Raw genomic sequence first — 22,702 nt, forward strand, 5'->3', positions numbered from 1 at the left:
AGCGCTCGGTTCCGGGTGCGTGCGTTACTCCGAATGCCTGCCGCGGGCGTCCGTCGGGTCCTCGCCCTCCGACAGCGCTTCCCACAGCTCGGCGTCCGGATCGCGGGTCTTCTTCCGCGTCGCCGGAGCCGCGTACTTGGTACCCAGCCGCGCCGCCGCGCCCGCGCCCTTGACGGCTGCCAACCCGCCGGCGGCGACGAGAATTCCCCCGAGCGCGGCCAGCCCGCGCCCGATCAGCATCTGGGACACCGGCAGCCCGTCGGCGTAGCCGCCGAAGCGGACGCCGTCGATCCCGGTCCAGACCGCGGCCACGCCGGCCAGCGCGAGCACGACGCCGAGCACGCGCCGCGCCCAGCCGCCGGTGGCGATGACGCCCGCCACCCCGGCCAGCGCGAGCAGGGCCAGCGGCACCAGCGCCGTCGCCTGCTGCTCGCCGGTCTCGCGGTACAGGACCGTGCCGCGCACGCCGCCGTCGCGGAACTCGGCGAACCACGTCAGCCGTGACGCGCCCCACAGCGCGAGCGCGCCGAGCAGCAGCGCGGTCACGATCATCCACAGTGGACGACGGGACGGCTTGGCGGCCGGCTCAGACATGGGCGGAGTCCGCGGCCGGGTCGAGGGTGCCCGCCGCCACCATCGTCTGCGCGGCGGCGACCGCCGAGAGCACGGTCCTGGCCTTGTTCAGCGATTCGGTGTCCTCGTAGTCCGGCACCGAGTCGGCGACCACCCCGCCCCCGGCCTGCACGTGCGCGACGCCGTCCTTGACCAGCGCGGTGCGGATCGCGATCGCCGTGTCGGCGTCGCCGGCGAAGTCGAGGTAGCCGACGACCCCGCCGTACAGCGCGCGGCGGACCGGCTCCAGCTCCTCGATCAGCTGCATGGCGCGGACCTTCGGCGCGCCCGAGAGCGTCCCGGCCGGGAAGCACGCGGTGACGGCGTCGAAGGCCGTCTTGTCCTCGGCCAGCTCGCCGGTGACGGTGGACACGATGTGCATGACGTGGCTGTAGCGCTCGATCTGGAAGAAGTCGACGACGCGGACGGTGCCCGGCTTGCAGATCTTGCCGAGGTCGTTGCGGCCGAGGTCGACGAGCATCAGGTGCTCCGAGCGCTCCTTTTCGTCGGCGAGGAGGTCCTTGGCCAGCTGCGCGTCCTCCTCCGGGTCGGCGCCGCGCCAGCGCGTGCCCGCGATCGGGTGCGTGGTCGCCTTGCCGTCCCGCACGGTGACGAGCGATTCGGGGCTGGAGCCGACGATGTCGAAGCCGTCCAGCCGCAGCAGGTACATGTACGGGCTCGGGTTGGACGTCCGGAGCACGCGGTAGATGTCGAGCGCGTCGGCGGCGGTCGGGATCTCGAACCGTTGCGACGGCACGATCTGGAACGCTTCGCCGGCCTTGATCGCCTCGACGGCCTTCTCGACGGCCGCGTGGAAGTCCGCTTTGGACCGCTTCCGGGTGAACTCCGGCGCGGGCCGGTCGAACGCGGCGACGGTCGCGGGCGCGGGCACCTGGAGCTGCTCGGTCATCGCGCTCAGCCGGGCGACGGCGTCGTCGTAGGCCGCGTCCACGCGCTCGGGCGAGTCGTCCCAGTTGACGGCGTTCGCGATGAGCGTGACGGTGCCCTCGTGGTGGTCGAACGCCGCGAGGTCGGTGGCCAGGAGCATGGTCAGCTCGGGGATGTCGAGGTCGCGCTCGGCCAGCTCGGGCAGCCGTTCCAGCCAGCGCACGGCGTCGTAGCCGATGTAGCCGACCATGCCGCCGGTCAGCGGCGGCAACCCGGGCAGCGGCTCGGTGTGCAACGCTTCGATCGTTTCCCGCAGCACGGTGAGCGGGTTGCCGTCACTCGGCAGGCCGACCGGCGGGGTGCCGGTCCAGACCGCTTCGCCGTCGCGCACGGTCAGCGCGGCCGGGCTGCGGACGCCGATGAACGACCAGCGCGTCCAGGAGGCGCCGTTTTCGGCCGATTCGAACAGGAACGTGCCCGGCCGGTCGGCGGCGAGCTTGCGGTACACCCCGATCGGCGTCTCGCCGTCGGCGAGGACCCGGCGCACGACCGGGATCACGCGGCGGCTCTCGGCGAGGGCGCGGAAGTCCTCGCGGGACGGACTGACCGAGCCGGGGCCGGACGAACCGGCGGAAGCGCTGACCATGGGGCTCATTGTGCCGCCCCGCGAAATCCGGCGACGGCGGGGCCGTAATTCAATGGACGTTGAATTCAACGCGGGCGTGAGTCATGATGGAGCCGTGAGCACCACCGACAACCCCGACACTACTGCCCGCCGCCGCGGCCGGCGCCCGGCCGGCCAGGACACGCGCACGGCGCTGGTGGAAGCCGCGCGGGCGGTGTTCGCCGAGAGCGGCTACGACGGCGCGACGGTCCGCGCGATCGCCACCCGCGCCGGCGTCGACGCGGCCATGGTCAACCACTGGTTCGGCAGCAAGGAGGGGCTGTTCGCGAAGGCCGTGCTCCAGCTCCCGTTCGACCCCCTCGAGCTGCAGGCCGAACTGCGCGACGGCCCGGACGACGAGCTCGGCAAGCGCATCGTCCGCGCGTTCCTCACCCGCTGGGACGGCGCGGGCGGCGACGTCTTCCAGGCGCTGATCCGCAGCGTCACCGGCCACGAGCAGGCGGGGCAGATGCTGCGGAACTTCTTCCAGAGCTTCTTCACGGCCCTGATCACGTCGATCGGCTCCGACCGGGTCCCCCTCCGGATGACGCTGTGCGCGTCCCAGCTGGTCGGCATGGGCATGATCCGCTACGTCGCGAAGTTCGAGCCGATGGCCGCGGCGGAGATCGACACCCTGGTGGCGGCGGTGGCACCGAACGTGCAGCGCTACCTCACCGGCGAGATCGGCGAGATCGGCTAGTCCCGGCGCGTGCCCGGCGCGCACGCCGACATCGCGTGCGGCCGTTCCCCGACCGCACCGGCCGGGAACAGCACGACCATGTCGGGTCCCCAGCCGCCGATCCACACGAGGCGGTCCGGCCGCTCCGCCAGCGCGGCGGCGTGGCGGGTCCGCTCGGTCCCGTTCAGCGTGATCGACGAGCCGTCGCGGTAGCGGACTTCGAAGTCCAGCAGGTTCCGGCGGTTCCGCCCGGCGCCCCGGGTCACGGTCACCGCGGCCCGGCGCCACCCGGTGCGCCGCACGGCGCGGTCCAGCCGGCGGCAGTGCAGCGCCTGCACGACCGTGATCCGCAGGACGACGTAGGCGATCCCCGTCAGCACGGCCAGCAGCGGGATCGGGGAAGAGCTCTCCTCCCGCCCGGCGGCGAACCGGACGTCCTGCGGGCGGGCCGGGTCGTACACGACCGACACCACCTGGCCGACACTGTGCGTGGCGCCGGGTTCGGGGGTGAGCTGAGCGGTGCGGGACACGCCGTCGACGCGGTACTCCACCCCCACCCGCGCGTCCGCGACGGTGACGACGGTGGCGAGCGCCTCGGTGCCGGTTTCCGCTTCCGCACCCCCGCTGTTCGCCCCGGACAGCGCCGCGCAGCCGGCCAGCGCCCAGACCCAGACCCCCGCGATGAAGAGCGAACGCCGTCCTCGCGCGCGCAGGCCCGCGAGGTCGTCCTCGAAGTCGGCGCGGCCGGCTTCCGGCAGCCAGTTCCCGAGGCCCAGCCGCGCCAGTTCGGCGTCGTCGCGGCGGTCGCCGGCCAGGATCCGGGTGCCGATGAGGACGACCAGCGTCGCCGCGCCGACGAGCGCCGCGACCTCGGCGGGCAGCTCACCCTTGGCCAGGACGGGACCCGGCGCGGCGAGCGTCGTCGAAACGACGAGCACGAAGAACGCGAAGAGCGCTACGGCCAGCGCGGCCAGCAGGTCCCGTCCGTCTTTCCGCCGCTCCAGCCGGCGGGCGACCGCACCGGCGTCCGATCCCAGATCCATGCGCGCAGCCTAGGGCGCGAACCCGCAGCTCAGCGGCGTCCCGGCGATACCGCACACCGGGGCAACCCGGCGGCCCCGCCGGGCGTGCAAGGGAGCAGGGTCAGCGGGCGAGCAGCAGCGCGAGCAGCGCCAGCGCGCCCGGCAGCACCTGCACGAACAGGATCCGCTTGCTGGCCGTCGCCGTGCCGTAGAGGCCCGCGACGATGACGCAGACGAGGCCGTACAGCTTCAGCTGGAAGCCCGTCGGGTCGCTCGCGATCAGGCCCCACACCAGTGCGAGCGCCAGGAAACCGTTGTACAGCCCCTGGTTCGCGGCCAGCGTCTTGCTCTCCTCGGCGAACTCCTTCGTGGTGCCGAAGGCGGCGCGGGCGCGCGGGGTGGTCCAGAGGACCATCTCCAGGACGACGATGTAGACGTGGATCAGGGCGACCAGCCCGACCAGGACGTCGGCGACGATTGTCACGCGTGCTCTTTCTCGTCGGCCAGGAGCAGCCGCTCCTCGGTGTCGAAACAGGTGTGCGTGCCGGTGTGACAGGCCGGGCCGGTCTGGTCGACGCGCAGCAGCACCGTATCGCCGTCGCAGTCGATGCGCACCTCGCGAACATGCTGGTAGTGCCCGGACGTCTCGCCCTTGACCCACAGCTTGCGCCGGCTGCGCGACCAGTACGTGCCGCGGCGGGTGGCGAGGGTCGCGGCGAGGGCGTCGTCGTTCATCCAGGCCATCATCAGCACGTCGGAGGTGGCGTGCTCGACGACGACCGCGGCGATCAGGCCGTCGGCGTTGCGCTTGAGGCGCGCCGAGACGCCCGCGTCCAGGCTCATGCTTGCGCTCCCAGGATGTGCCGCTTGAGCGGCGCCGAGTTCAACAGGACGAACGCGTAGCCGTAGCCCGCGAAGGACAGACCGGAGAACAGCTTGTTCCACCACAGTTCCGCGGCCAGCAGCAGGAACGCGTGCAGCAGCGCGAACACCACGGCGACGACCAGGCCGCCGATGCGGGCGCTGCCGAGCTTCAGCACCAGCCCGGTGGTGACGACGCCGCCGAGGATCAGCGCGAGCGCGGGCATCCGGTAGATCGCCAGGCCGGATCCGGCACTGAGCACCGGGATCAGGTCGAGCAGCGCCCACGCGATCGGCAGCCCGACCAGCAGGGCGGCGGTGACCTTCACCTCGGCGGGTGCCTGCCACGACTTCATCGGACCTCGACCCCGCCCTCGCGCAGGGCGCCCTTGACGTCGCCGATCTTCAGCTGTCCGAAGTGGAACACGCTGGCCGCGAGCACCGCGTCCGCGCCGGTCCGCACCGCGGGCAGGAAGTGCTCGAGCGCGCCCGCTCCCCCGCTGGCGATCACCGGGACCCGCACGGCCTTGCGGACCAGCTCGATGAGCTGGAGGTCGAAGCCGTTCTTGGTGCCGTCGGCGTCCATCGAGTTCAGCAGGATCTCGCCGACGCCGAGTTCTTCGCCGCGCGCGGCCCACTCGACGGCGTCGATGCCGGTACCCCGGCGGCCGCCGTGGGTGGTGACCTCGAAGCCGGACGCGGTGGGCTCGCCGCCTTCGGGGACGCGGCGCGCGTCGACCGAAAGCACGATGCACTGGGCGCCGAACCGGCGCGAGGCCTCGTGGAGGAACTCCGGCCGCGCGATGGCGGCGGTGTTGATGCTCACCTTGTCCGCGCCGGTGCGCAGCAGCCGGTTGACGTCGTCGTTGCTGCGGACGCCGCCGCCGACGGTGAGCGGGATGAAGACCTGCTCGGCGGTGCGCCGGACCACGTCGTAGGTGGTTTCGCGGTCGCCGGAGGACGCCGTGACGTCGAGGAACGTCAGCTCGTCGGCCCCTTCGGCGTCGTAACGCCGGGCCAGCTCGACCGGGTCGCCGGCGTCGCGGAGGCCGGCGAAGTTGACGCCCTTCACGACCCGGCCCGCGTCGACGTCGAGACAGGGGATCACCCGCACCGCGACAGACATGCGCACCAGCGTAGTCAGGGGGCTTTAAGCTCGGGCAATGGCACGGGCGGGACGGCGGCCGGGACAGACGGAGACGCGCGAGAAGATCCTCGACGCGGCCCGCCACCGGTTCGCCGAGCTGGGCTACGACGGCGCGACGGTCCGCGGCATCGCGGCCGACGCGGGCGTCAACGCGGCACTGCTGCACCACTTCTTCGGCAGCAAGCAGGCCCTCTTCGCGGCGGCGATGAACCTCCCGGTGAACCCGGCTTCGCTGGTCCCGGCGATCCTCACGGGCCCGCGCTCGGGGGTGGGCGAACGGCTGGTGCGCGCGTTCCTCGCGGTGTGGGCGGCCCCGGAGGGCCGGACGCCGTTCATCGCGATGCTGCGCGCGGCGGCGACCAACGAGCAGGTGGCGCTGATGATGCGCCAGTTCATCGAGCGCACGGTGCTGGCCGAGGTGGCGCGGGCGCTGGAGGTCCCGAAGATCCGCGTGACCGGGATCGCCGCCCAGATGATGGGGGTGGCGCTGCTGCGGTACGTGATCAAGCTGCCCCCGCTGGCCGAGGCGGACGACGAAGAGATCGTCGGGCTGCTCGCCCCGGTGGCGCAGTACTACCTGGATTCCCGGGACGCTGTCGAAACGCGCGGGGCCCGTTCGTAGCCAGGGTGAGAGTCCCCCTTACCCGAGGAGAGCGCCATGACCGCGACGTACACGTTCGACGTCTTCACCAGCCTCGACGGCTTCGCCGCCCACACCGGCGACTGGGGCGGCTACTGGGGCAAGCAGGGCCCGGAACTGCTCGCGCACCGCCTCGCGCAGTACGGCGAGGAGCAGCGGATGGTCGTCGGCGCGAACACCCACCGGCTGAACGCCGAGCTGCTGCCGGCGGACCCCGCGGCACTGGACCCCTGGGTGGCCCGCCTGCGCACCCTGCCGGCCACGGTGGTCTCGACCACGCTGAAGGACCCCCTCGGCTGGCCGGACGCCACCATCGTGTCCGGCGACGCCGTCGACGTCGTCCGGTGCCTCAAGGAGGAGTCGCCCGTGCCGCTGCGGTCCCACGGGAGCCTGTCGCTGAACCGCGCCCTGCTGGCCGCCGGGCTGGTGGACCGGGTGCAGGTGACGGTGTTCCCGGTGATCACGGGCAAGACGGGCGCGGACCCGGTGTTCGGCGGCGCGGAGGATTTCGACCTGGAGCTGCTGGAGAGCCGCACCCTCGACGGCCGGACGCAGGAGCTCGTCTACCGCCCCACCCGGCACGGGTGAGCCCGGCATCCGCCGTTCACGTCCCGGACACCCGATTCGTCTAGTTTCCGCGCGTGCGCAGACTCCTTCCGGTGGCCGTCGCCGCCGTCTCCCTCTTGTCCGCCGTCCCCGCTTCCGCCACTCCCCGCGATCCCTCGCCGGTGGCCCAGACCCAGGCCTTCGCCGACGATCCCTCGGCGTCCCCGGCGAACGCCGACGCCGACGACCCGGCCATCTGGGTCCACCCGCACCACCCCTCGCGCAGCGTCGTGCTGGGGACGCTCAAGGAGGGCGGGCTCGCCGCGTTCGACCTGGACGCGCGGACGCTGCAGCTCGTCCCGGCCGGGCCGGGCGGGCGGTTCAACAACGTCGACGTCGTCGGCGACCTCGCCGTCGTCAGCGACCGGGGCCGGGACCTCGTCCGGGTGTACCGGATCGACCCGCGGGGCGCCGCCGCCGGGGCGGACCTCCTGCGGGACGTCACCGATCCCGCCGCCGGGCGGGTGTTCCCGGAGTCCGATGTGGACGAACAGCGGACCGCGTACGGCCTGGCCGCCGGGCGCGACCCGCGCACCGGCGTCCGGTGGGTGGCGGTGACCCGGCGGCACGAGACGCGCGTGGCGCTGCTGCGGCTGGTCGACCGGCCGGGCGGCACCGTCGGCACGGCACCGCTGGCCACGGTCGACCTGCCGTCGTCGTTCCGGCTGCCGGACGGCACGACGTGGTCGCCCTGCGAGGAGCCGGGCGAAGGACCGCAGCTGGAAGGGTCGGTGCTCGACGGCCGCGTGCTCTACACCGCCCAGGAGGACGTCGGGATCTGGCGGATCCCGCTGACCGCCACCGGTTTCGGGCGGCCCGAGCTGGTCGACCGCGTGCGCTCCTACGGCGTCCCGCAGCGGTGGGACCCCGCGACCGGGGAATGCGTCCCCGACGGCACCGACCCGGGCTTCGGCGGCCGGTGGCTGGAAGCCGACGCCGAGGGCCTGGCGATGGCGGACGGCACGCTGTTCGCGTCCAGCCAAGGCGACTCGCGCTTCGTCGTCTACGGCCGTCGCACGCGTGACCTCCGGATCGTCGCGGGCCGCGGCACGGACTCGGTCGAGCACTCCGACGGTTCGGCGATCACGACGGCCGCACTCGGCCACCGTTTTCCGCACGGCCTCCTGGTGGTCCACGACGGCGAACGCCGCCCGCCGTCGGGCGGCCTCCCGACCACCGGCTTCGCCTTCGTCCGCCTCGAGGACGCAATCCGCGGGTAACGAGGAGAAGAACACCGGATTTCGGCCGCCACCATTGTCCTGGATTTGTCATGTTATCGGCCGCGTGATTCTTTTACCGCGGCCGATAACCCCCAACAGTCCACTGATGGCGGTATCTCCGCGATCGATTTTGCGTAGGTTCACGGCATGCCGCGCCTTCATTCCGCGCTCGTCGTCCTGCTCGTGGCCGCTTCCGTTGTTCCCGTTTTCGCGGCCGCCGCGCCCGCCGCCGCCGAAGCCGGGACCGGTGCCGTGTGCGACCGCCAGCCCGAGCTCTACACCCAGGCGCCGCCGGGTGCCGTGACCGTCGATCTGGCCGTCGAAGGCGACCTGAGCGTCAAGACGCAGGCGTCGCCGCCGGGGACCACCTTCTGGCTGCCGCCCGGCACGCACCGGCTGGCTTCCGACCAGTTCGGGCAGGTCATCCCCAAGGACGGCGACGTCTACCTCGGCGCGCCCGGCGCGGTGCTCGACGGCCGCGGCGTCAACCGGGCCGCCTTCACCCAGCAGGCCAAGGACGTCGTCATCCGCGGCCTCACCATCCAGAACTTCGTCGCGCCCCAGGACCAAGGCGTCGTCAACCACGATTCCGGCGAGCACTGGGTGATCGAAAACACCACCATCCAGCACAACACCGGCGCCGCGGTGATGGCCGGCGTCCGGCAGGTCGTGCGGGCCAGCTGCCTGCGCGACAACGGGCAGTACGGGATGAACGCCTACCGCCCCGACAACACGATCACCGGGCTGCTCGTCGAAGGCAACGAAATCACCGGCAACAACGTCGACGACTGGGAAACGCGCAGCCCCGGGTGCGGGTGCAGCGGCGGAATCAAGTTCTGGGCCGTGAACGGCGCCGACGTCCGCGGCAACTGGATCCACCACAACCACGGCGTCGGCCTGTGGGCGGACACCAATGACAACGATTTCCTGATCGAAGACAACGTCATCGAAGACAATGACGCGGAAGCGATCTTCTACGAGATCAGCTACAACGTCGTGATCCGCCACAACGCCGTCCGCCGCAACAACGTCGTGGCGGGCAGCCGCCGCGCGTCCCGCGGCGACAACTTCCCGTCCGCGGCGGTCTACATCTCCGAGTCCGGCGGCGAGCCCCGGGTGCCGGCCCGCACCGACGTCATCGACATCTACGGCAACGCCTTCGAGGACAACTGGTCCGGCATCACGCTGTGGGAGAACGCCGACCGCTTCTGCAACAGCCCGGCGAACACGTCGACCGCGAGCTGCACCAAGCTGGTCGCGGACCGGACCCGGTGCGCGGCACCGGGCATCGAGTCCTCGCCGCTGTTCGACGACTGCCGCTGGAAGACCCAGCGCGTCGAGATCCATTCCAACACCTTCCGCTTCGATCCCGCCCGGCCCGGCTGCGCCGGCTTGTGCGGCCGGATGGCGGTGCTGTCGAACTACGGCACCTACCCGGCGTGGTCCCCGTACCGGGGCACCCTCGTGCAGGAGGCCATCAGCCGCGACCAGGACAACTACTGGTACAGCAACGACTACTTCGGCCCGTGGGCGTTCGTCGCCGGCGACACCTCCCGCACCCTCACCCCGGCGCAGTGGCAGAACGAGCCCTGGAACCAGGACGACTGCGCCTCCTTCGACGGTGTGACCCCGAACTGCTGACCCGGCTCACCAGAAGAAGATCCGGGGCGGACTCACCCGCGGTGGTGGCGCGATCCGCGGCACCCTGGCGATTTCCGGGGGCACCGAGAACCGGTCCGGCGGGGTGTAGCCGAACCTGCCCGGGTCGTACGTGTACGGCAGCCGGTAGTAGTCCGGTGGCAGCAGGCGCAAGGGTTCCGGCAGCGTCAGGCGCAGCCGACCCGACGGGTCGAGTGCCGGGGGCGGCGTCCGGGCCTGGATCACCTCCGTCACCTTCTGCCCGACCTGGCCCGGCGCCGCCCGCAACGCCGAGGCCGACGCCTGGAACGCCCGGGCCGCCTCCTCGGCGCGGGGTGCCGCGGCCGCCGCCGGCCGGCTGACGTCCGTGCGGTCGACGAGGCCCGTGGCCTCGCGGTCGACCGCCGCCGCGAAGTCACGCGGGCTTCGCAGGGCGATCTCGGCCAGGCGGTCGTAGAGCGGAGCCAGCCTGTCCTGGAGGGTCTTGTCGGCTGCCTCGGCGAACGCCTGCACCAGCGGTTCCAGGATCGGGATCGCGTCCGTGACCGGCTTGGTCACCGCCAGGATCCGTTCGGTGGCGACCTTCTCGACCTGCAGGGTCACCTTCTTGCGGCTGTCCGCGACCAGGTCGATCCCCGGTTCGGGGGGCCGGGTGCCGACGGCCGCCTCGGCCGCCGCCACCTGCTCGGGCGTGATGTCCGGCGGCACCTCGTGCGATCGCGAGCCGTCGACCCGCACCTCGGGCGGGAGCGCCTCGGCCCGCTGCGCGCGCGACGTCTCGGCACGGACGGCTTCGTCCACCGCCGGCACCCCGACGTCGTACTCCGACTTGGCGCGCTGGGCGACGCCGCGCGCGGCTTCGGTCAAGCCCGCCAGTTCCGTCCGGCGCACCGCGAGCGCGTCCCGGTACGCCTTCGGCAGCGACGCTTCGACCTTGCCGTACAGCTGCCCGGCCACCCGCTGGGTCAGGTCGGCCTCGATCCTCCTGGTCACGTCGGCGTAGCCCTGCTGGGCGACCTTGAACTTCACCTGCAGGTCGGTGGCCGGCACGCCGAGCTGCATGCCGAACAGCGACAGCGACGCCAGCGTCGCGAGCCCGGCGGCCGCCGGGCCGCTGTACTTCGTGTAGAAGTCCGCCGTCCGCCCGAGCCCGGCCGCGGTGCGCCCGCGCCAGCCGTCCGACCGGCGCGCGGCCAGCAGGCACGTCAGCAAGTAGACGCCGATCAGCGCGGCGAACACCGAGAACTCGCTCAGCTTCAGGTTTTCCGAGAAGAACTTCGACACCGCCTCGAAAAACCGTTGCAGGGAGACGAGCCAGCCCGTGCTCGACGCGTCCGCGAACCACTGCAAGTACGCCGACAGCCCCAGGTACGCCGTCGCGGCCACGCCGACCGGCACGAGGTACAGCACCCCGAACGCGGCCAGGTGGTACCGCAGACCGGAACCCTCGCCCGCGAACCGCCGCGTGTACCGGCGGAAGCCCGCGACGAGCCCCCAGACCGCACCCGCGAACAGCGCGAACGGACCGATCGCGAAGGCGGCCACGAGCACCACCACCGCGGCCGAAACCGCCACTGCCTTCCCCCTCGTCATCGCCCCTCCTCCGGGTCGTCTTCCTCCCGATGCAAGGAAAGCACGGGCCACCGACAGGTTTTGCCGAGCGGGCGGACCGCACCACGGAAACCGGGAACGCACCGGAGCCGCCGGCCCCCCGGTCCGGTGAACGCCGAAACCGTCACCCCGCTCGAACACCCCCGACAAGACGCCGAGTGTGACCGCGAACACGTCCTGCTGGGCCGAACCGGTGAACTCGCCCGGAAAAACTTTCCGCCCGCGTGCATCAGCCCGGCCCGCTCGCGCGTCCAAGAGAAGAACGAAGGGACGCGTGTGAGCTTCGAAGAGTTCGTGGCGGAGCGGCTGGACGGGCTGCTCCGCTACGCCACCGTCCTGACGAACGACCCGCACCTGGCGCAGGACATCGTCCAGGACGTACTGCTGCGCGCCCAGCAGCGGTGGGACGGCATCGACGCCCCGCCGTCCTACGTGCGGCGGATGATCACCAACGAATACCTCTCGTGGCGGCGCCGGGCGGTGCGGCGGATGGTGCCGAGCAGCCACGACGTCCTCGACGCGCTCGGCCCGCCCGAAGCCGACCCGGCCACCGCCTACGACGAGCGGGACGCGATGCTCGGCCTGCTCGCCACGCTGCCCCGCAAGCAGCGCGCGGCGATCGTGCTGCGGTACTACGAGAGCTACTCCGACGCCGAGATCGCCGCGGTCCTGCGGTGCGGCGCGTCCACCGTGCGCAGCCAGATTTCCCGCGCGCTGGCCACCCTGCGCCAGGCGCCGCTCCCCGCGGCCCTCACCACCGGAGCTGGAGAATGACCCGCAGCGACCACGAAACCGAGACGCTGATCCGGGAGAGCCTGGACCGCCTCGCCACCCGCGCCCCGGACGGCCGGGCGGTGCGCGACGCGCTGGCCCGCGCCGGGCGGCAACGGCGTCCGGCTACGAAGCTGGCGCTGGTTGCGGCGGCGGTGGTCGTGCTGGTCGCCGGGGTCTTCGTGGGCACGCGGGCGCTCACCACCGCCGACCTCGACCCGGCCGCCGGCCGCCCGGTGCTCGGCTACAGCCCGGGCTGGCTGCCGGCCGGCTTCACCGAGCAGTACCGCGAAGGCGGTCCGGGCATTGCGCCGCAGGTCCGGCGGTGGTTCGCCGGCCCCGCGGAGGTCACGCTGTCGGTTCACTCGACCGCCGACCCCGAGTGGTCGCAGACCGAGCTGCGGATCGCCTCGATCCGCGACCAGGTCCTGGTGCGCGGCCGCGTCGCCATGGTCACCGGCGACACCGGGACGGCCGCCCTGGTCACCTGGCTCGCCGACGACGACCACGTCCTGACCGCGCGGGTCGGCGGGGTCCCGGACGCCCGCGTGGTGGCGCTGTCGATCGCCCAGGGGGTCACCGCCACCCCGGTCGGCGTCCGCGGCGAGCTGCGCTTCGGCGCGCTCCCGGCGGGCCTGACCGAGCGCTCGGCCGCGGTCGGGGGCACCGGCCCGGCCGACGCGAGCACCGAGCTGACCGCGGCCGACCCGGCACGCCCGTCGGAGCCCGCCGTCCGCGTCACGGCGAGGGCGGTTTCCCCCGTCGTCGCCGGCGCCGAGCCCGTCACCGTCCGCGGCGGCCAGGGGTTCGACATCTCCGGCGCGATCGCCGTCCGGCTGCCGTCCGGGCGCTGGCTGACGGTGTCGGGCCCGCGACCGGAGAGCGAGCTGATCGCCGTCGCGAACGGCGTCCAGCTCGACCCCTCACCCGACTACCGCTGGCTCGGCCGGGCTACCAGCTGATCATCGGGAACCAGATGATCCCGAGCCTGCCGAGCACGCGGACGTCCCAGTACAGCAGCGTGAACGTGCCGCCGACGAGCAGCGCGGCCCCGGTCACCGTGGCGATCCGGGCCGGCTTGGCCGCCAGCCAGCGCTGCAGCCGCCCGCCCGTGGCGTAGGTCAGGATTAGGAACAGCACCGCCATGATCACGATGTTGCCGAGCGACTGCAGCGCGAACGCGGCGGCGCCGTAGAAGACGTTGTGCTGCTCGGCGGCGCTGCGGAACATGATCCGGAACAGCGGGTACGGCCGCCCGATCAGGAACCCGCCGATGAGCGCGCCCATCAGGACGTGCGGCGCGGCCGGGTGCCGCCGGGTGAACGCGGCGAACGGGTTGCGGAGGATGCCGAGCGCGATCAGGCCCATCGCCAGGAAGACCAGGCCGACGATCCCGAAGGCGATCATGGACTGGACGCTGCGCGGGCTCAGCCCGGTCGTCTGCGCGGTGGAGAACTGCGGCATGCCGGTGCCGACGAGCGCGACGATCACGCCGTAGACGATGGACACGGTGAGCATGCCCGCCGCGATCCAGCCGAGCGGCTTGAACGGGCTGCGCTTCTCGCCCGCCTGCCCGCCCACCAGCGGCGCGACCGCCCCGAACGCGGCGATGTTGCACGCGGTGAACGACCCGGCGAGCCCGGAGACGAACGCGAACAGCGTCCCGGCGAGGGCGCCGCTGATCGGCGTCGCTTTCGCGTCGTACCCGAGCAGCCCGTTCGCGACGCTGTCCCCGATCACGGAGTCGACGAAGGGCGCCGACCAGATGGCCGTCAGCGCGAAGCCGGCCAGGATCGCGACGACGGCGATCGCGGCCCGGCGGGCGGGGTAGGGCCCCTCGCCGAAGAAGCCCGCTTGCGGATGAACCGGAACTTGCTGGGTGACGGCCATCGACGTTTCCCTCCAGTACGCGGGCAAGAACCCGACCGGGAAATCGTCGCAAATCAAGTGCTTGACGCGCTTCTGCCGACCTGCGCCATCACGTTGCGCCGGGTGCCCCCTTGACGACGGCTTCTCAACGCGCGCAGAATTAAACACATGACTAATTCTGCGCTGTCGGTCACCGGGCTCCGCGTCCGGCGCGGTGGCCGGCCCGTGGTGCGGGACGTGAGCTTCGAGGTGCCGCGCGGCGCCGTCACCGGGCTGCTCGGCCCGAGCGGCTGCGGCAAGACCACGCTGATGCGCGCGATCGTCGGCGTCCAGATCGTCGAGGGCGGCACGGTCACCGTCCTCGGCCTGCCCGCCGGGAGCCCGGCGCTGCGGCGGCGGATCGGCTACGCGACGCAGAACCCCGCGATCTACGCCGACCTCACCGTGCGGGAAGCGCTCAAGTACTTCGCCGCGGTGCTGCGCGCGCCGGTGTCCGATGTGGACCGGGTGATCGCCGAAGTCGGGCTGGCCGACCACGCCGGCAAGCTGGTCGGTTCGCTGTCGGGCGGCCAGCACAACCGCGCTAACCTCGCCGTCGCGCTGCTCGGCGAGCCGGAGCTGCTGGTGCTCGACGAGCCGACCGTCGGGCTCGACCCGGTGCTGCGCGACGAACTGTGGTCGCTCTTCCGCCGGCTCGCCGACGGCGGCGCGACGCTGCTCGTGTCCAGCCACGTCATGGACGAAGCGGCGCGCTGCGACCGGCTCCTGCTCATGCGCGAAGGCGTCCTCCTGGCCGACGACGCGCCGCTCGCCCTGCGCGAGCGCACCGGTGCCGCCGACCTCGAAGGCGCGTTCCTGAACCTCGTGCGGGCCGCGTCGTGAACCCCGCGCTGACGCTGGCCACCACCCGGCGCATCCTGACCCAGCTGCGGCACGACCCGCGCACCGTGGTGATGCTGATCCTGGTCCCGACGCTGCTCATGGTGCTGCTGCGGTACGTCTTCAACTCGGCAGCCGTCTTCAGCCGCGTCGCGCCCGCGCTGCTCGGGGTGTTCCCGTTCCTGATCATGTTCCTGATCGCGTCGATCACGACGTTGCGGGAACGCACCACAGCCACCCTCGAACGCCTGATGACACTCCCGATCGGACGGCTGGACCTGCTCTTCGGCTACGCGCTGGCGTTCGGCGCGATCGCCGTCGTGCAGGTCTCGCTCGCCGCCGGCGTTTCGCTGTGGTGGCTCGGCCTCGACCTGGCCGGCCCGGTGGGGATGCTGCTGCTGATCGCGGTCCTCGACGCGCTGCTCGGCATGGCGCTGGGGCTGTTCGTGAGCGCGTTCGCCCGCACCGAGTTCCAGGCCATCCAGTTCATGCCGGTGTTCGTGCTGCCACAGATCCTGCTGTGCGGGCTGTTCGTCCCGCGCGGCGACATGGGCTGGCTGCTGCGGTGGCTCTCCGACGTGATGCCGCTGTCGTACGCGGTCGAGGCGCTGACCCGCGTCACCGCGTCTTCGGCGGTGGACGCGGTCATCCTGCGGAACCTCGTGGTCGTGGCGTGCTGCGCGCTGCTGGCGCTGGTGCTCGGCGCGGCGACCTTGCGGCGCCGGACGCCGTGACTACCGTGGTTCCATGGCATCCGAAACGGACCGGCTCGCGGCCGAACGTTACGTCGTCCTGACCACGTTCCGGCGCGACGGGCGCGCGGTGCCGACCCCGATCTGGGTCGCCGGCGACGCCGGTGAGCTCGTGCTGTGGTCGGAGCGGAAGGCGGGCAAGGTCAAGCGCATCCGCAACAGCGGGCGGGTGGAGGTCCAGGCCTGCGACCTGCGCGGGCGGCAGACGCACGGCGCCGTCGCGACCGGGCAGGCCCGGCTGCTGGACCTCGCGGAAACCGAGCGGGTCCGCAAGGCGATCGCCCGCAAGTACGGCATCGTCGGGCGCGTCACGATGTTCTTTTCCAAGCTGCGCGGCCCGGCCGACCGGACGGTCGGGATCGCGGTCAAGCTGGACGACTGAAGCCGCGGAACCCGCGCCGCAGGTAGTTCGGCAACGCGTTCGGGTGATCGAGCGTCGAGGTGTGCAGCCAGACACGGCGCGCACCGGGCGGCGTCCAGGCGTCGGCGACGACGAGGGTGAGCGCGTACCCGCCGAGTCCTCGGCCGACGAACTCCGGGAGCAGCCCGAACGTGGTGATCTCGACGTCGTCCCCGCCCCGCGGCTCGAAATCGGCGGCGCCGGCGACCTCGCCGCGGTACTCGATCACTCGGTACCGCCGCCCCGGTTCGGCGAGCCACCGCGTCCACTCCGTGTCCGAACGGGACGCGCTGGGCCACCGGTACGGCGTGCCGATGCGGACGTGCAGCTCGCGGATCAGCGGCCCGGGTTCGGCGGGCCGCAGCGCGACGCCGTCGACGGCCGGGGCCGGGTTGAGCTGGTCGGCGGCGGTCATTTCGAGCTGCGTGACGATCTCCTCCACCCGCGGCAACCTACGGGGCGGCGACAGCGCTGTCAGCCGCTTTTCGGCCCACCGCGGCGGCTCGCAGCGCGGCACCCATGGCGGCCGAGTCGTGATCGGGGCCGCACCCGTCCACGATGACCAGATCACCCGGGATGTGGTCCGCGCGCAGCCGCAGGATCGCCTGGTAGGCGGGCGACGCGTACCACTCGTGCGCCGCGGCGGCGCTCGGGAAACCGATGAGCACGAGCCCGCCCGGCCACTCGCCTTCCACGACGTGCACCGGGGCGCCGTGCACGAGGAACTCGCCGCCGAAGGGGTCGAGCGTCGCCTGGATGCGTTCGAGGTACTGGAAGACCTCTTCGGACAGCTCGGCGGGCGGGCGCAGGTGGGCGAGTCCGTAGGCGGTCATGGTGGCCCTTTCGTCGTCCTGAAAGGATCCTCGCGCGCCGGCCGCGTGGCGTCGATTACGTCGGGGGTAAGGCCGGCTGCCCGGCCAGCAGCCGGTCCACGAGGGTCTCGACGAGATCGTGGCGCTGGTCGTCGGAGAACAGGCCGGGCAGCGTCAGCCGTTCCATGATCAGCCAGTTCAGCGCGAGCCACAGCAGGACGACCGTCGTGCCGTCGCCGGGCAGCCCGGATTTCTCGTGGTAGGCCACGTTGAAGTCGACGTCCGCGCGGATCCGGCGGGTGAGCACGTCCCGCAGCTCCGGCCGGCGGGTGGCTTCCAGCCGCAGTTCCAGCAGGGCGAGGAACCCGGTGGGGAACGCGGCGACGCGGTCGACGAGCTCGTGCATCAGCTCGGTGACACGAGCCCGGTCACGCGGCCCGGTCAGCCCGCCCGCGATAACGGCTTCGTCGACCAGCCGCTCGTAGACGCGTTCGCCGGCGTGCTTGAGGATCTCGTCACGGTTCGCGAAGTAGTTGGACGCCGTGCCGGCCGGGACGCCGGCCTGCTGGTCGACCGCGCGGAAGGTGAGCCCTCGCGCACCTTCACGGGCGAGGACGTCGATGGCGGCGTCGAGCAGGGCCGCGCGTCGTTCGGGATTGCGTCGCACCACTCCGGTCAAAGTACTACAGCCGGAGTGCGTCCGACAGGGCCGCCTAGACCTCCGCGACCGCGGCAAGAGCCTCCGGCAGCGTGAACGCGCCCGCGTACAGCGCCTTCCCGACGATCGACCCCTCCACCCCGTCCGAAGCCAGCCCGGCCAGCGCGACCAGGTCGGCCACGCTCGACACCCCGCCCGAAGCGATCACCGGGGCGTCCGTGCGGGCCACGACGTCGCGCAGCAGCTCGAGGTTCGGGCCGCGCAGTGTGCCGTCCTTGCTCACGTCGGTCACGACGTAGCGGGACGCGCCGTCGCGGTCGAGGCGCTCCAGGACCTCCCACAGGTCGCCGCCGTCGGAGGTCCAGCCGCGGGCCGAGAGGCGGTGGCCGGCCTCGGTGATGCGCACGTCGAGGCCGATCGCGACGCGGTCGCCGTACTCGCCGATCACGCGCGCGGTCCATTCCGGGTCCTCGAGCGCGGCGGTGCCGAGGTTGACGCGGCGGGCGCCGGTGGCCAGCGCGGCCTTCAGCGACGCGTCGTCGCGGATGCCGCCGGAGATCTCGACCTGGACGTCGAGCTTGCCGACGACCTCGGCGAGCAGCTCGCGGTTGCTGCCCTTGCCGAAGGCGGCGTCGAGGTCGACCAGGTGGATCCACTCGGCGCCGTCGCGCTGCCAGGCGAGCGCGGCCTCCAGCGGGCTGCCGTAGGAGGTCTCGGTGCCGGCCTCGCCCTGGACGAGTCGCACGGCCTGGCCATCGGCCACATCAACAGCGGGAAGCAGCGTGAAAGTCACGCCGGTAACTCTAGGGCGGAGACGCGGGTCACCCGGTCAGAGGGTCGCCAGCCAGTTGCGCAGCAGCCGCGCACCGGCGTCGCCGGACTTCTCCGGGTGGAACTGGGTGGCCCACAGCGGCCCGTTTTCGACCGCCGCGACGAAGTCCTCGCCGTGGTTCGCCCAGGTCACCTTGGGTTCCTGTCCGGACAGGCCGGACTCCAGCTCCCACTTGCGCGCCGCGTAGGAGTGCACGAAGTAGAAGCGCTCGTCCGGGTCGAGCCCGGCGAACAGCTGCGAGTCCGCGGGGGCGCGGACGGTGTTCCAGCCCATGTGCGGCAGGACGTCGGCGTTCAGCCGGTCGACGACACCCGGCCACTCCCCCGTGCCCTCGGTCTCTTCGCCGTGCTCGTCGCCGCGGGAGAAGAGAATCTGCATGCCGACGCAGATGCCGAGCACGGGACGGCCGCCGGCGAGGCGCTTGCCGATGATCCGGTGGCCCTTGACCTCCAGCAGCCCGGCCATGCACGCCGAGTACGCGCCGACGCCGGGCACGACCAGGCCGTCGGCCTCGATCGCGGCATGCGGGTCGGCGGTGACCTCGACGTCGGCCCCGGCGCGCGCCACAGCGCGTTCGGCGGAGCGGAGGTTGCCGGAACCGTAGTCGAGGATCACCACACGAGACACGCCACCCAGCGTAGCCGTCGCGGTCAGCGCCGCTCGAACGAATAGACGTCCGTCACGGTGGCGCACGGCGACGGCGCGATTCCGCCATGACGGGGACCACAACTCGCACGACGAGGTTTCGCCGTCCCGCCGACTGGGTATCAAGTCACCCGATCGTGTGGGTTCCACTCCGCACGGCCGGACGCCAGGGAGGCGAAGATGGCCGAGGACGACGTGCTGTCGCAGATGCTGAACGCCTGGTGCGACGACATCGACAGCGTGCCATTCCCGCAGTTCAGCGAGCTGCTCATCCCTCGGCAGCAGACGCGCCCGCGTGCGAAGTCCCCCGCGTCTGTCGCCCGCGTGACGAACGCCACTCGGGGAACAGACGCCTGACTGTGGTTTCCTGCGAGGGCCGCATCGACGCGTCCCCCGGGAGCCCTCATGAGTCGCACCCCTGATCCGCACGATTTCCTCGACCTCGACGCCGGGCTCGCCGAGGAGGAGCGCGCCATCCGCGACGCCGTGCGCGCGTACGCGAAGGACAACCTGCTCGACCACGTCGCCGACTGGTACGAAACGGGTTCGCTCCCGGCCGCCGAACTGGCCAAGGGCTTCGGGTCGCTGGGCCTGCTCGGCATGCACCTGGAGGGCTACGGGTGCGCCGGCACCAGCGCGGTCGCGTACGGCATCGCGTGCCGCGAGCTCGAAGCCGTCGACTCCGGGCTGCGCAGCTTCGTGTCGGTGCAGGGCTCGCTGGCGATGTACGCGATCCACCAGTGGGGCAGCGAAGAGCACCGGCAGGAATGGCTGCCGCGGATGGCCACCGGCGACGCGCTGGGCTGCTTCGGGCTGACCGAGCCGGACGCGGGCAGCGACCCGGGTTCGATGCGGACGCGCGCGGTGCGCGACGGCTCCGACTGGGTGCTGTCGGGCACGAAGATGTGGATCACCAACGGAACCGTCGCCGACGTCGCGGTCGTCTGGGCGCAGACCGACGAAGGCGTCCGCGGGTTCGTCGTCCCGACGTCGACGCCGGGCTTCACCGCGAACGAGGTCAAGCACAAGCTGTCGCTGCGGGCGTCGCTGACCGCGGAGCTGGTGCTGGACGGCGTCCGGCTGCCGTCGTCGGCCGCGTTCCCCGAGGTCCGCGGCCTGCGCGGGCCGCTGTCCTGCCTGAACGAAGCCCGCTACGGCATCCTCTTCGGCGTCGTCGGCGCGGCGCGCTCCTGCTACGAAGCCGCGCTGGAGTACACGCTTTCGCGCTCGCAGTTCGGGAAGCCGCTCGCCGGGTTCCAGCTGACCCAGCGGAAGCTCGCCGACCTGCTCGTCGAGGTGAACCGCACCGGGCTGGTGGCGCTGCAGATCGGGCGGCTGAAGGACGCCGGGACGCTGCACCACAACCACGTCAGCTTCGGGAAGATGGCGAACGTCCGGTCGGCCCTCGACGCGGCGCGGACGGCCCGGTCGATGCTCGGCGCCAACGGGATTTCGCTGGAGTACCCGGTGATGCGGCACATGGCGAACCTCGAGACGGTGCTGACGTACGAAGGCACCGAGGAGATGCACGCGCTGTCACTCGGTCAGGCGATCACGGGGCTCGCGGCCTTCCGCTGATCCCGTTTTTGTCGGTGGTGGCCGCTAGCTTCGGCGGCATGACCCACATCGACTTCGAAACCGTCATCGAGCTCCGGCGCTACACCCTGCACCCGGGGCGGCGCGACGAGCTGATCGAGCTGTTCGAGCGCGAGTTCGTCGAGCCGCAGGAGGCGGCGGGCGCGCACCTGTTCGGGCTGTTCCGCGAGCGCGCGTCGCCGGACAAGTTCGTGTGGCTGCGCGGGTTCCGCTCGATGGAAGCACGCCGGGCGGCGCTGGAGGAGTTCTACTTCGGCCCGGTCTGGAAGGAGCATCGCGAGGCGGCGAACGCGACGATGATCGACTCGGACGACGTCCTGCTGCTGCGCCCGGTCCGGCGCGGCCTGTCCACGCCACCGCCGGGTTCCGGCTTGCACGTGGCGATCTCTTCGCCTGCCTCGCCACCGGATTCCGCGTTCGCGGCGTTCGAGACCGAGCCGTCGGAGAACACGTTCCCGCAGTTGCCGGTCCGCACCGGCGGTCCGTTTTCCGTGTGGTTCAGCCGGACGCCGATGGGGGCCGCGGGGGAACTGGAGCTGGAGGCGACCACGCGCTCACTGATCCGCTGAGAGGAGTTCGAGCAGCCCGGTGGGGTAGAGGATCTTGCTGCCGTCGCGGAAATCCGCGACGTCGACCCAGCGCGCGATGGCGTCGTCGTCGAGGATCTGCATCTCTTCGCGCCGGTAGCAGGCGGAGTCGGTGAACTCGGCGTCGTAGAGGAAGGTGATCTCGTGGCCGGACTTCCCCTGCCAGGTGAAGATGTTCTCGAGCACGCCGAGCCGTTTGCCGACCCGGAGTTCGGCGTCCAGCTCCTCGGCGAACTCCCGCCGGAGGGCTTCCTCACCGCGCTCGCCGAACTCGATCCCGCCCCCGAGCGGCCGGTAGAACGTTTCGCCCTTGACGTCGTCGCGCCCTTCGAAGACGAGCAGCGCGTCGCCGCGCCACACGAGCCCGAGCGCGATCGGCCGGATCCTGAACCCCATGGGGCCACGCTAGCGGCCCCGCTACCCCTGGAGGAAATCTTTGATCGACAACGCCAGTGAGCCCGCGTCGAGCCCGTGGGCCAGGTCGTGGTCCGCGATGCCGCCGTAGGTGCGCACTTCGGTGTCCCGGCGGACACCGAGCGACCGCAGCCGGTGCGGCACGTCGGAAAGCGCCTCCGCGACCCAGTGCGCGGACGTCCCGGCCAGGTACGGCTCGACCAGGACCACCTCGGGTGCGGCGGCCAGGGCGGCCGCGCGCAGGCCGGCGGCGTCGAACGGGCGGATCGTCGAGGCGTAGAGCACCGTGACGTCGAGGCCCGCCGTCGCGCGCAGGACGCGGTCCAGCACCGGCCCGACGGCGACGACCACTCCGCGCGATCCCGTGCGCAGGCGCGTGAAGCCGACGCCGAGGTGGGGCGACGCGTTCTCCTGGGCCGAAAGGCGCAGGTAGATCCGTCCGTCACCGGGGATCGACTCGAGCAGCAGCCGGCGCGCCTCGTCCGGGTGGCCCGGCACGTGCACGGTCCAGCCGGGCAGCGAGTCGATCAGCGCGACGTCGCCCGGGGACTGGTGGGTGCGCCCCGCCGTCGTCATGTCGTAGGACGCGCCGTAGGAGACCAGGACTCCGCCGACCTCTTGGTGCGAGAAGTCGAGCTTGATCTGCTCGAAGGCGCGCTCCACGAGGAACGACGGGAAGGTGTGCACGATCGGCCGGAGCCCGGCGAGCGCCAGCCCGGCGCCCGTGCTGACCAGCAGCTGCTCGCGGATGCCGACGTTGATCACCCGGTCCGGGTGCCGCTGCGCGGCGCCCGCGAGCTGGGCGGCCGAGATGTCCGCCAGCACGACGGCGACGTCCGGGTCGGCGTCGAGGACCTCTTCGGTGGTGCTCAAGAACGCTTCGCGCATCGAAGACATGG

29 protein-coding genes are annotated in these 22,702 nt (G+C 72.1%); 13 read left to right on the forward strand and 16 right to left on the reverse strand.

What is annotated here, in order from left to right:
• Positions 1–24: 24 nt before the first annotated feature.
• Entirely contained in the window at positions 25–552 is a 528-nt protein-coding gene (locus SD460_RS38590; RefSeq protein WP_290052491.1) for a Trp biosynthesis-associated membrane protein, read from the reverse strand.
• Positions 553–586: 34 nt separating this feature from the next.
• Positions 587–2,146, reverse strand: a complete 1,560-nt coding sequence (locus SD460_RS38595) for an anthranilate synthase component I (protein ID WP_318307467.1) — start codon at positions 2,144–2,146, stop codon at positions 587–589.
• A gap of 94 nt (positions 2,147–2,240) precedes the next feature.
• Here SD460_RS38595 and SD460_RS38600 point away from each other — a divergent pair, with 94 nt between their 5' ends.
• Positions 2,241–2,864 carry a TetR/AcrR family transcriptional regulator gene (locus tag SD460_RS38600; protein ID WP_290052467.1) on the forward strand — a complete coding sequence of 208 codons (624 nt, stop codon included), beginning with the start codon at positions 2,241–2,243 and terminating at the stop codon, positions 2,862–2,864.
• On the opposite strand, the gene SD460_RS38605 is transcribed toward SD460_RS38600, so the two are convergent.
• The 5 genes from SD460_RS38605 to hisF form a co-directional block, all read right to left on the reverse strand.
• Positions 2,861–3,886 (reverse strand): hypothetical protein, encoded by a 1,026-nt coding sequence (locus SD460_RS38605; RefSeq protein ID WP_290052469.1) that lies wholly within the window; start codon positions 3,884–3,886, stop codon positions 2,861–2,863. The two genes, SD460_RS38600 and SD460_RS38605, sit on opposite strands and share 4 nt — an antisense overlap.
• A gap of 100 nt (positions 3,887–3,986) precedes the next feature.
• The gene (locus SD460_RS38610; protein ID WP_290052470.1) at positions 3,987–4,349 is read right to left on the reverse strand and encodes a DUF1304 domain-containing protein; all 363 of its coding nucleotides are present in this window, start codon (positions 4,347–4,349) and stop codon (positions 3,987–3,989) included.
• Positions 4,346–4,708, reverse strand: a complete 363-nt coding sequence (gene hisI, locus SD460_RS38615; RefSeq protein ID WP_290052471.1) for a phosphoribosyl-AMP cyclohydrolase — start codon at positions 4,706–4,708, stop codon at positions 4,346–4,348. Before hisI ends, SD460_RS38610 begins: the two co-directional genes overlap by 4 nt.
• A complete protein-coding gene (locus tag SD460_RS38620) occupies positions 4,705–5,082 on the reverse strand; it encodes a hypothetical protein (protein ID WP_290052474.1) in 378 nt (125 codons plus the stop codon). Before SD460_RS38620 ends, hisI begins: the two co-directional genes overlap by 4 nt.
• Positions 5,079–5,852, reverse strand: a complete 774-nt coding sequence (gene hisF / locus SD460_RS38625) for an imidazole glycerol phosphate synthase subunit HisF (RefSeq protein ID WP_290052476.1) — start codon at positions 5,850–5,852, stop codon at positions 5,079–5,081. Before hisF ends, SD460_RS38620 begins: the two co-directional genes overlap by 4 nt.
• 37 nt (positions 5,853–5,889) lie before the next feature.
• Here hisF and SD460_RS38630 point away from each other — a divergent pair, with 37 nt between their 5' ends.
• From SD460_RS38630 to SD460_RS38645, 4 genes are all read left to right on the forward strand, one after another.
• Positions 5,890–6,495 carry a TetR/AcrR family transcriptional regulator gene (locus tag SD460_RS38630; RefSeq protein WP_290052479.1) on the forward strand — a complete coding sequence of 202 codons (606 nt, stop codon included), beginning with the start codon at positions 5,890–5,892 and terminating at the stop codon, positions 6,493–6,495.
• Positions 6,496–6,531: 36 nt separating this feature from the next.
• Positions 6,532–7,101: a dihydrofolate reductase family protein gene (locus tag SD460_RS38635; protein ID WP_290052481.1), complete on the forward strand. Its 570-nt coding sequence runs from the start codon at positions 6,532–6,534 to the stop codon at positions 7,099–7,101.
• Between the two features lie 71 nt (positions 7,102–7,172).
• Positions 7,173–8,339, forward strand: coding sequence for a phytase (locus tag SD460_RS38640; RefSeq protein WP_290052493.1), 1,167 nt, complete (start codon positions 7,173–7,175; stop codon positions 8,337–8,339).
• 147 nt (positions 8,340–8,486) lie between these two features.
• Positions 8,487–9,980, forward strand: a complete 1,494-nt coding sequence (locus tag SD460_RS38645) for a right-handed parallel beta-helix repeat-containing protein (protein WP_290052483.1) — start codon at positions 8,487–8,489, stop codon at positions 9,978–9,980.
• A 6-nt stretch (positions 9,981–9,986) separates the two neighbouring features.
• Here SD460_RS38645 and SD460_RS38650 read toward each other — a convergent pair whose 3' ends face one another.
• Positions 9,987–11,570, reverse strand: coding sequence for a hypothetical protein (locus tag SD460_RS38650; RefSeq protein WP_318307468.1), 1,584 nt, complete (start codon positions 11,568–11,570; stop codon positions 9,987–9,989).
• 294 nt (positions 11,571–11,864) lie between these two features.
• On the opposite strand from SD460_RS38650, the gene SD460_RS38655 reads away from it, so the two are divergent.
• Together SD460_RS38655 and SD460_RS38660 are read left to right on the forward strand one after the other, a co-directional pair.
• Entirely contained in the window at positions 11,865–12,362 is a 498-nt protein-coding gene (locus tag SD460_RS38655) for a SigE family RNA polymerase sigma factor (protein WP_290056272.1), read from the forward strand.
• Positions 12,359–13,321 (forward strand): hypothetical protein, encoded by a 963-nt coding sequence (locus tag SD460_RS38660; protein ID WP_290056271.1) that lies wholly within the window; start codon positions 12,359–12,361, stop codon positions 13,319–13,321. The genes SD460_RS38655 and SD460_RS38660 overlap by 4 nt, the downstream gene beginning before the upstream one ends.
• Here the strand turns inward: SD460_RS38660 and SD460_RS38665 are convergent.
• Entirely contained in the window at positions 13,311–14,249 is a 939-nt protein-coding gene (locus SD460_RS38665) for a hypothetical protein (protein ID WP_290056269.1), read from the reverse strand. The genes SD460_RS38660 and SD460_RS38665 overlap by 11 nt on opposite strands.
• Before the next feature lie 147 nt (positions 14,250–14,396).
• Between SD460_RS38665 and SD460_RS38670 the strand changes: the two genes are divergently transcribed.
• Genes SD460_RS38670 through SD460_RS38680 form a run of 3 tightly spaced genes read left to right on the forward strand, consistent with a single transcriptional unit; the run spans position 14,397 to position 16,241 of the window.
• Positions 14,397–15,110, forward strand: coding sequence for an ABC transporter ATP-binding protein (locus SD460_RS38670; protein ID WP_290056268.1), 714 nt, complete (start codon positions 14,397–14,399; stop codon positions 15,108–15,110).
• Positions 15,107–15,841, forward strand: a complete 735-nt coding sequence (locus tag SD460_RS38675) for an ABC transporter permease (protein ID WP_290056266.1) — start codon at positions 15,107–15,109, stop codon at positions 15,839–15,841. The genes SD460_RS38670 and SD460_RS38675 overlap by 4 nt, the downstream gene beginning before the upstream one ends.
• Before the next feature lie 13 nt (positions 15,842–15,854).
• A complete protein-coding gene (locus SD460_RS38680; RefSeq protein WP_290056264.1) occupies positions 15,855–16,241 on the forward strand; it encodes a PPOX class F420-dependent oxidoreductase in 387 nt (128 codons plus the stop codon).
• Here SD460_RS38680 and SD460_RS38685 read toward each other — a convergent pair.
• The 5 genes from SD460_RS38685 to hisH are packed head-to-tail and all read right to left on the reverse strand — an operon-like array spanning position 16,225 to position 19,179.
• On the reverse strand, positions 16,225–16,701 hold the full coding sequence (locus SD460_RS38685) for a GNAT family N-acetyltransferase (protein ID WP_318307469.1): 477 nt from the start codon (positions 16,699–16,701) through the stop codon (positions 16,225–16,227). The genes SD460_RS38680 and SD460_RS38685 overlap by 17 nt on opposite strands.
• A gap of 10 nt (positions 16,702–16,711) precedes the next feature.
• Positions 16,712–17,092 (reverse strand): DUF1330 domain-containing protein, encoded by a 381-nt coding sequence (locus SD460_RS38690; protein WP_290056261.1) that lies wholly within the window; start codon positions 17,090–17,092, stop codon positions 16,712–16,714.
• A 55-nt stretch (positions 17,093–17,147) separates the two neighbouring features.
• Positions 17,148–17,741, reverse strand: a complete 594-nt coding sequence (locus tag SD460_RS38695; protein ID WP_290056260.1) for a TetR/AcrR family transcriptional regulator — start codon at positions 17,739–17,741, stop codon at positions 17,148–17,150.
• Positions 17,742–17,784: 43 nt separating this feature from the next.
• On the reverse strand, positions 17,785–18,522 hold the full coding sequence (gene priA / locus SD460_RS38700) for a bifunctional 1-(5-phosphoribosyl)-5-((5-phosphoribosylamino)methylideneamino)imidazole-4-carboxamide isomerase/phosphoribosylanthranilate isomerase PriA (protein ID WP_290056259.1): 738 nt from the start codon (positions 18,520–18,522) through the stop codon (positions 17,785–17,787).
• A gap of 36 nt (positions 18,523–18,558) precedes the next feature.
• Positions 18,559–19,179 carry an imidazole glycerol phosphate synthase subunit HisH gene (gene hisH, locus SD460_RS38705; protein ID WP_290056278.1) on the reverse strand — a complete coding sequence of 207 codons (621 nt, stop codon included), beginning with the start codon at positions 19,177–19,179 and terminating at the stop codon, positions 18,559–18,561.
• Between the two features lie 207 nt (positions 19,180–19,386).
• On the opposite strand from hisH, the gene SD460_RS38710 reads away from it, so the two are divergent.
• The 3 genes from SD460_RS38710 to SD460_RS38720 are packed head-to-tail and all read left to right on the forward strand — an operon-like array spanning position 19,387 to position 21,371.
• The gene (locus tag SD460_RS38710; protein WP_290056257.1) at positions 19,387–19,563 is read left to right on the forward strand and encodes a hypothetical protein; all 177 of its coding nucleotides are present in this window, start codon (positions 19,387–19,389) and stop codon (positions 19,561–19,563) included.
• Positions 19,564–19,611: 48 nt separating this feature from the next.
• Entirely contained in the window at positions 19,612–20,784 is a 1,173-nt protein-coding gene (locus tag SD460_RS38715) for an acyl-CoA dehydrogenase family protein (protein ID WP_290056255.1), read from the forward strand.
• A 38-nt stretch (positions 20,785–20,822) separates the two neighbouring features.
• A complete protein-coding gene (locus SD460_RS38720; RefSeq protein WP_290056254.1) occupies positions 20,823–21,371 on the forward strand; it encodes an NIPSNAP family protein in 549 nt (182 codons plus the stop codon).
• Here the strand turns inward: SD460_RS38720 and SD460_RS38725 are convergent.
• Both SD460_RS38725 and SD460_RS38730 read right to left on the reverse strand, forming a co-directional pair.
• Complete coding sequence (locus SD460_RS38725) at positions 21,357–21,785, reverse strand: NUDIX hydrolase (RefSeq protein WP_290056253.1); 429 nt, start codon at positions 21,783–21,785, stop codon at positions 21,357–21,359. The two genes, SD460_RS38720 and SD460_RS38725, sit on opposite strands and share 15 nt — an antisense overlap.
• A 21-nt stretch (positions 21,786–21,806) precedes the next feature.
• Positions 21,807–22,700 carry a transketolase family protein gene (locus tag SD460_RS38730; protein WP_290056251.1) on the reverse strand — a complete coding sequence of 298 codons (894 nt, stop codon included), beginning with the start codon at positions 22,698–22,700 and terminating at the stop codon, positions 21,807–21,809.
• Between the last annotated feature and the right edge of the window lie 2 nt (positions 22,701–22,702).

Source organism: Amycolatopsis solani, assembly GCF_033441515.1.
Taxonomy (GTDB): domain Bacteria; phylum Actinomycetota; class Actinomycetes; order Mycobacteriales; family Pseudonocardiaceae; genus Amycolatopsis; species Amycolatopsis solani.

What these genes read in the sequence shown, in the direction of transcription:
- SD460_RS38590 (WP_290052491.1), bottom strand. Translation starts at nt 552, where the DNA reads ATGATCGTGACCGCGCTGCTGCTCGGCGCGCTCGCGCTGTGGGGCGCG.
- SD460_RS38595 (WP_318307467.1), bottom strand. Translation starts at nt 2,146, where the DNA reads ATGGTCAGCGCTTCCGCCGGTTCGTCCGGCCCCGGCTCGGTCAGTCCG.
- SD460_RS38605 (WP_290052469.1), bottom strand. Translation starts at nt 3,886, where the DNA reads ATGGATCTGGGATCGGACGCCGGTGCGGTCGCCCGCCGGCTGGAGCGG.
- hisI (WP_290052471.1), bottom strand. Translation starts at nt 4,708, where the DNA reads ATGAGCCTGGACGCGGGCGTCTCGGCGCGCCTCAAGCGCAACGCCGAC.
- SD460_RS38620 (WP_290052474.1), bottom strand. Translation starts at nt 5,082, where the DNA reads ATGAAGTCGTGGCAGGCACCCGCCGAGGTGAAGGTCACCGCCGCCCTG.
- hisF (WP_290052476.1), bottom strand. Translation starts at nt 5,852, where the DNA reads ATGTCTGTCGCGGTGCGGGTGATCCCCTGTCTCGACGTCGACGCGGGC.
- SD460_RS38630 (WP_290052479.1), top strand. Translation starts at nt 5,890, where the DNA reads ATGGCACGGGCGGGACGGCGGCCGGGACAGACGGAGACGCGCGAGAAG.
- SD460_RS38635 (WP_290052481.1), top strand. Translation starts at nt 6,532, where the DNA reads ATGACCGCGACGTACACGTTCGACGTCTTCACCAGCCTCGACGGCTTC.
- SD460_RS38645 (WP_290052483.1), top strand. Translation starts at nt 8,487, where the DNA reads ATGCCGCGCCTTCATTCCGCGCTCGTCGTCCTGCTCGTGGCCGCTTCC.
- SD460_RS38650 (WP_318307468.1), bottom strand. Translation starts at nt 11,570, where the DNA reads ATGACGAGGGGGAAGGCAGTGGCGGTTTCGGCCGCGGTGGTGGTGCTC.
- SD460_RS38660 (WP_290056271.1), top strand. Translation starts at nt 12,359, where the DNA reads ATGACCCGCAGCGACCACGAAACCGAGACGCTGATCCGGGAGAGCCTG.
- SD460_RS38665 (WP_290056269.1), bottom strand. Translation starts at nt 14,249, where the DNA reads ATGGCCGTCACCCAGCAAGTTCCGGTTCATCCGCAAGCGGGCTTCTTC.
- SD460_RS38670 (WP_290056268.1), top strand. Translation starts at nt 14,397, where the DNA reads ATGACTAATTCTGCGCTGTCGGTCACCGGGCTCCGCGTCCGGCGCGGT.
- SD460_RS38680 (WP_290056264.1), top strand. Translation starts at nt 15,855, where the DNA reads ATGGCATCCGAAACGGACCGGCTCGCGGCCGAACGTTACGTCGTCCTG.
- SD460_RS38690 (WP_290056261.1), bottom strand. Translation starts at nt 17,092, where the DNA reads ATGACCGCCTACGGACTCGCCCACCTGCGCCCGCCCGCCGAGCTGTCC.
- SD460_RS38710 (WP_290056257.1), top strand. Translation starts at nt 19,387, where the DNA reads ATGGCCGAGGACGACGTGCTGTCGCAGATGCTGAACGCCTGGTGCGAC.
- SD460_RS38715 (WP_290056255.1), top strand. Translation starts at nt 19,612, where the DNA reads ATGAGTCGCACCCCTGATCCGCACGATTTCCTCGACCTCGACGCCGGG.
- SD460_RS38720 (WP_290056254.1), top strand. Translation starts at nt 20,823, where the DNA reads ATGACCCACATCGACTTCGAAACCGTCATCGAGCTCCGGCGCTACACC.
- SD460_RS38725 (WP_290056253.1), bottom strand. Translation starts at nt 21,785, where the DNA reads ATGGGGTTCAGGATCCGGCCGATCGCGCTCGGGCTCGTGTGGCGCGGC.
- SD460_RS38730 (WP_290056251.1), bottom strand. Translation starts at nt 22,700, where the DNA reads ATGTCTTCGATGCGCGAAGCGTTCTTGAGCACCACCGAAGAGGTCCTC.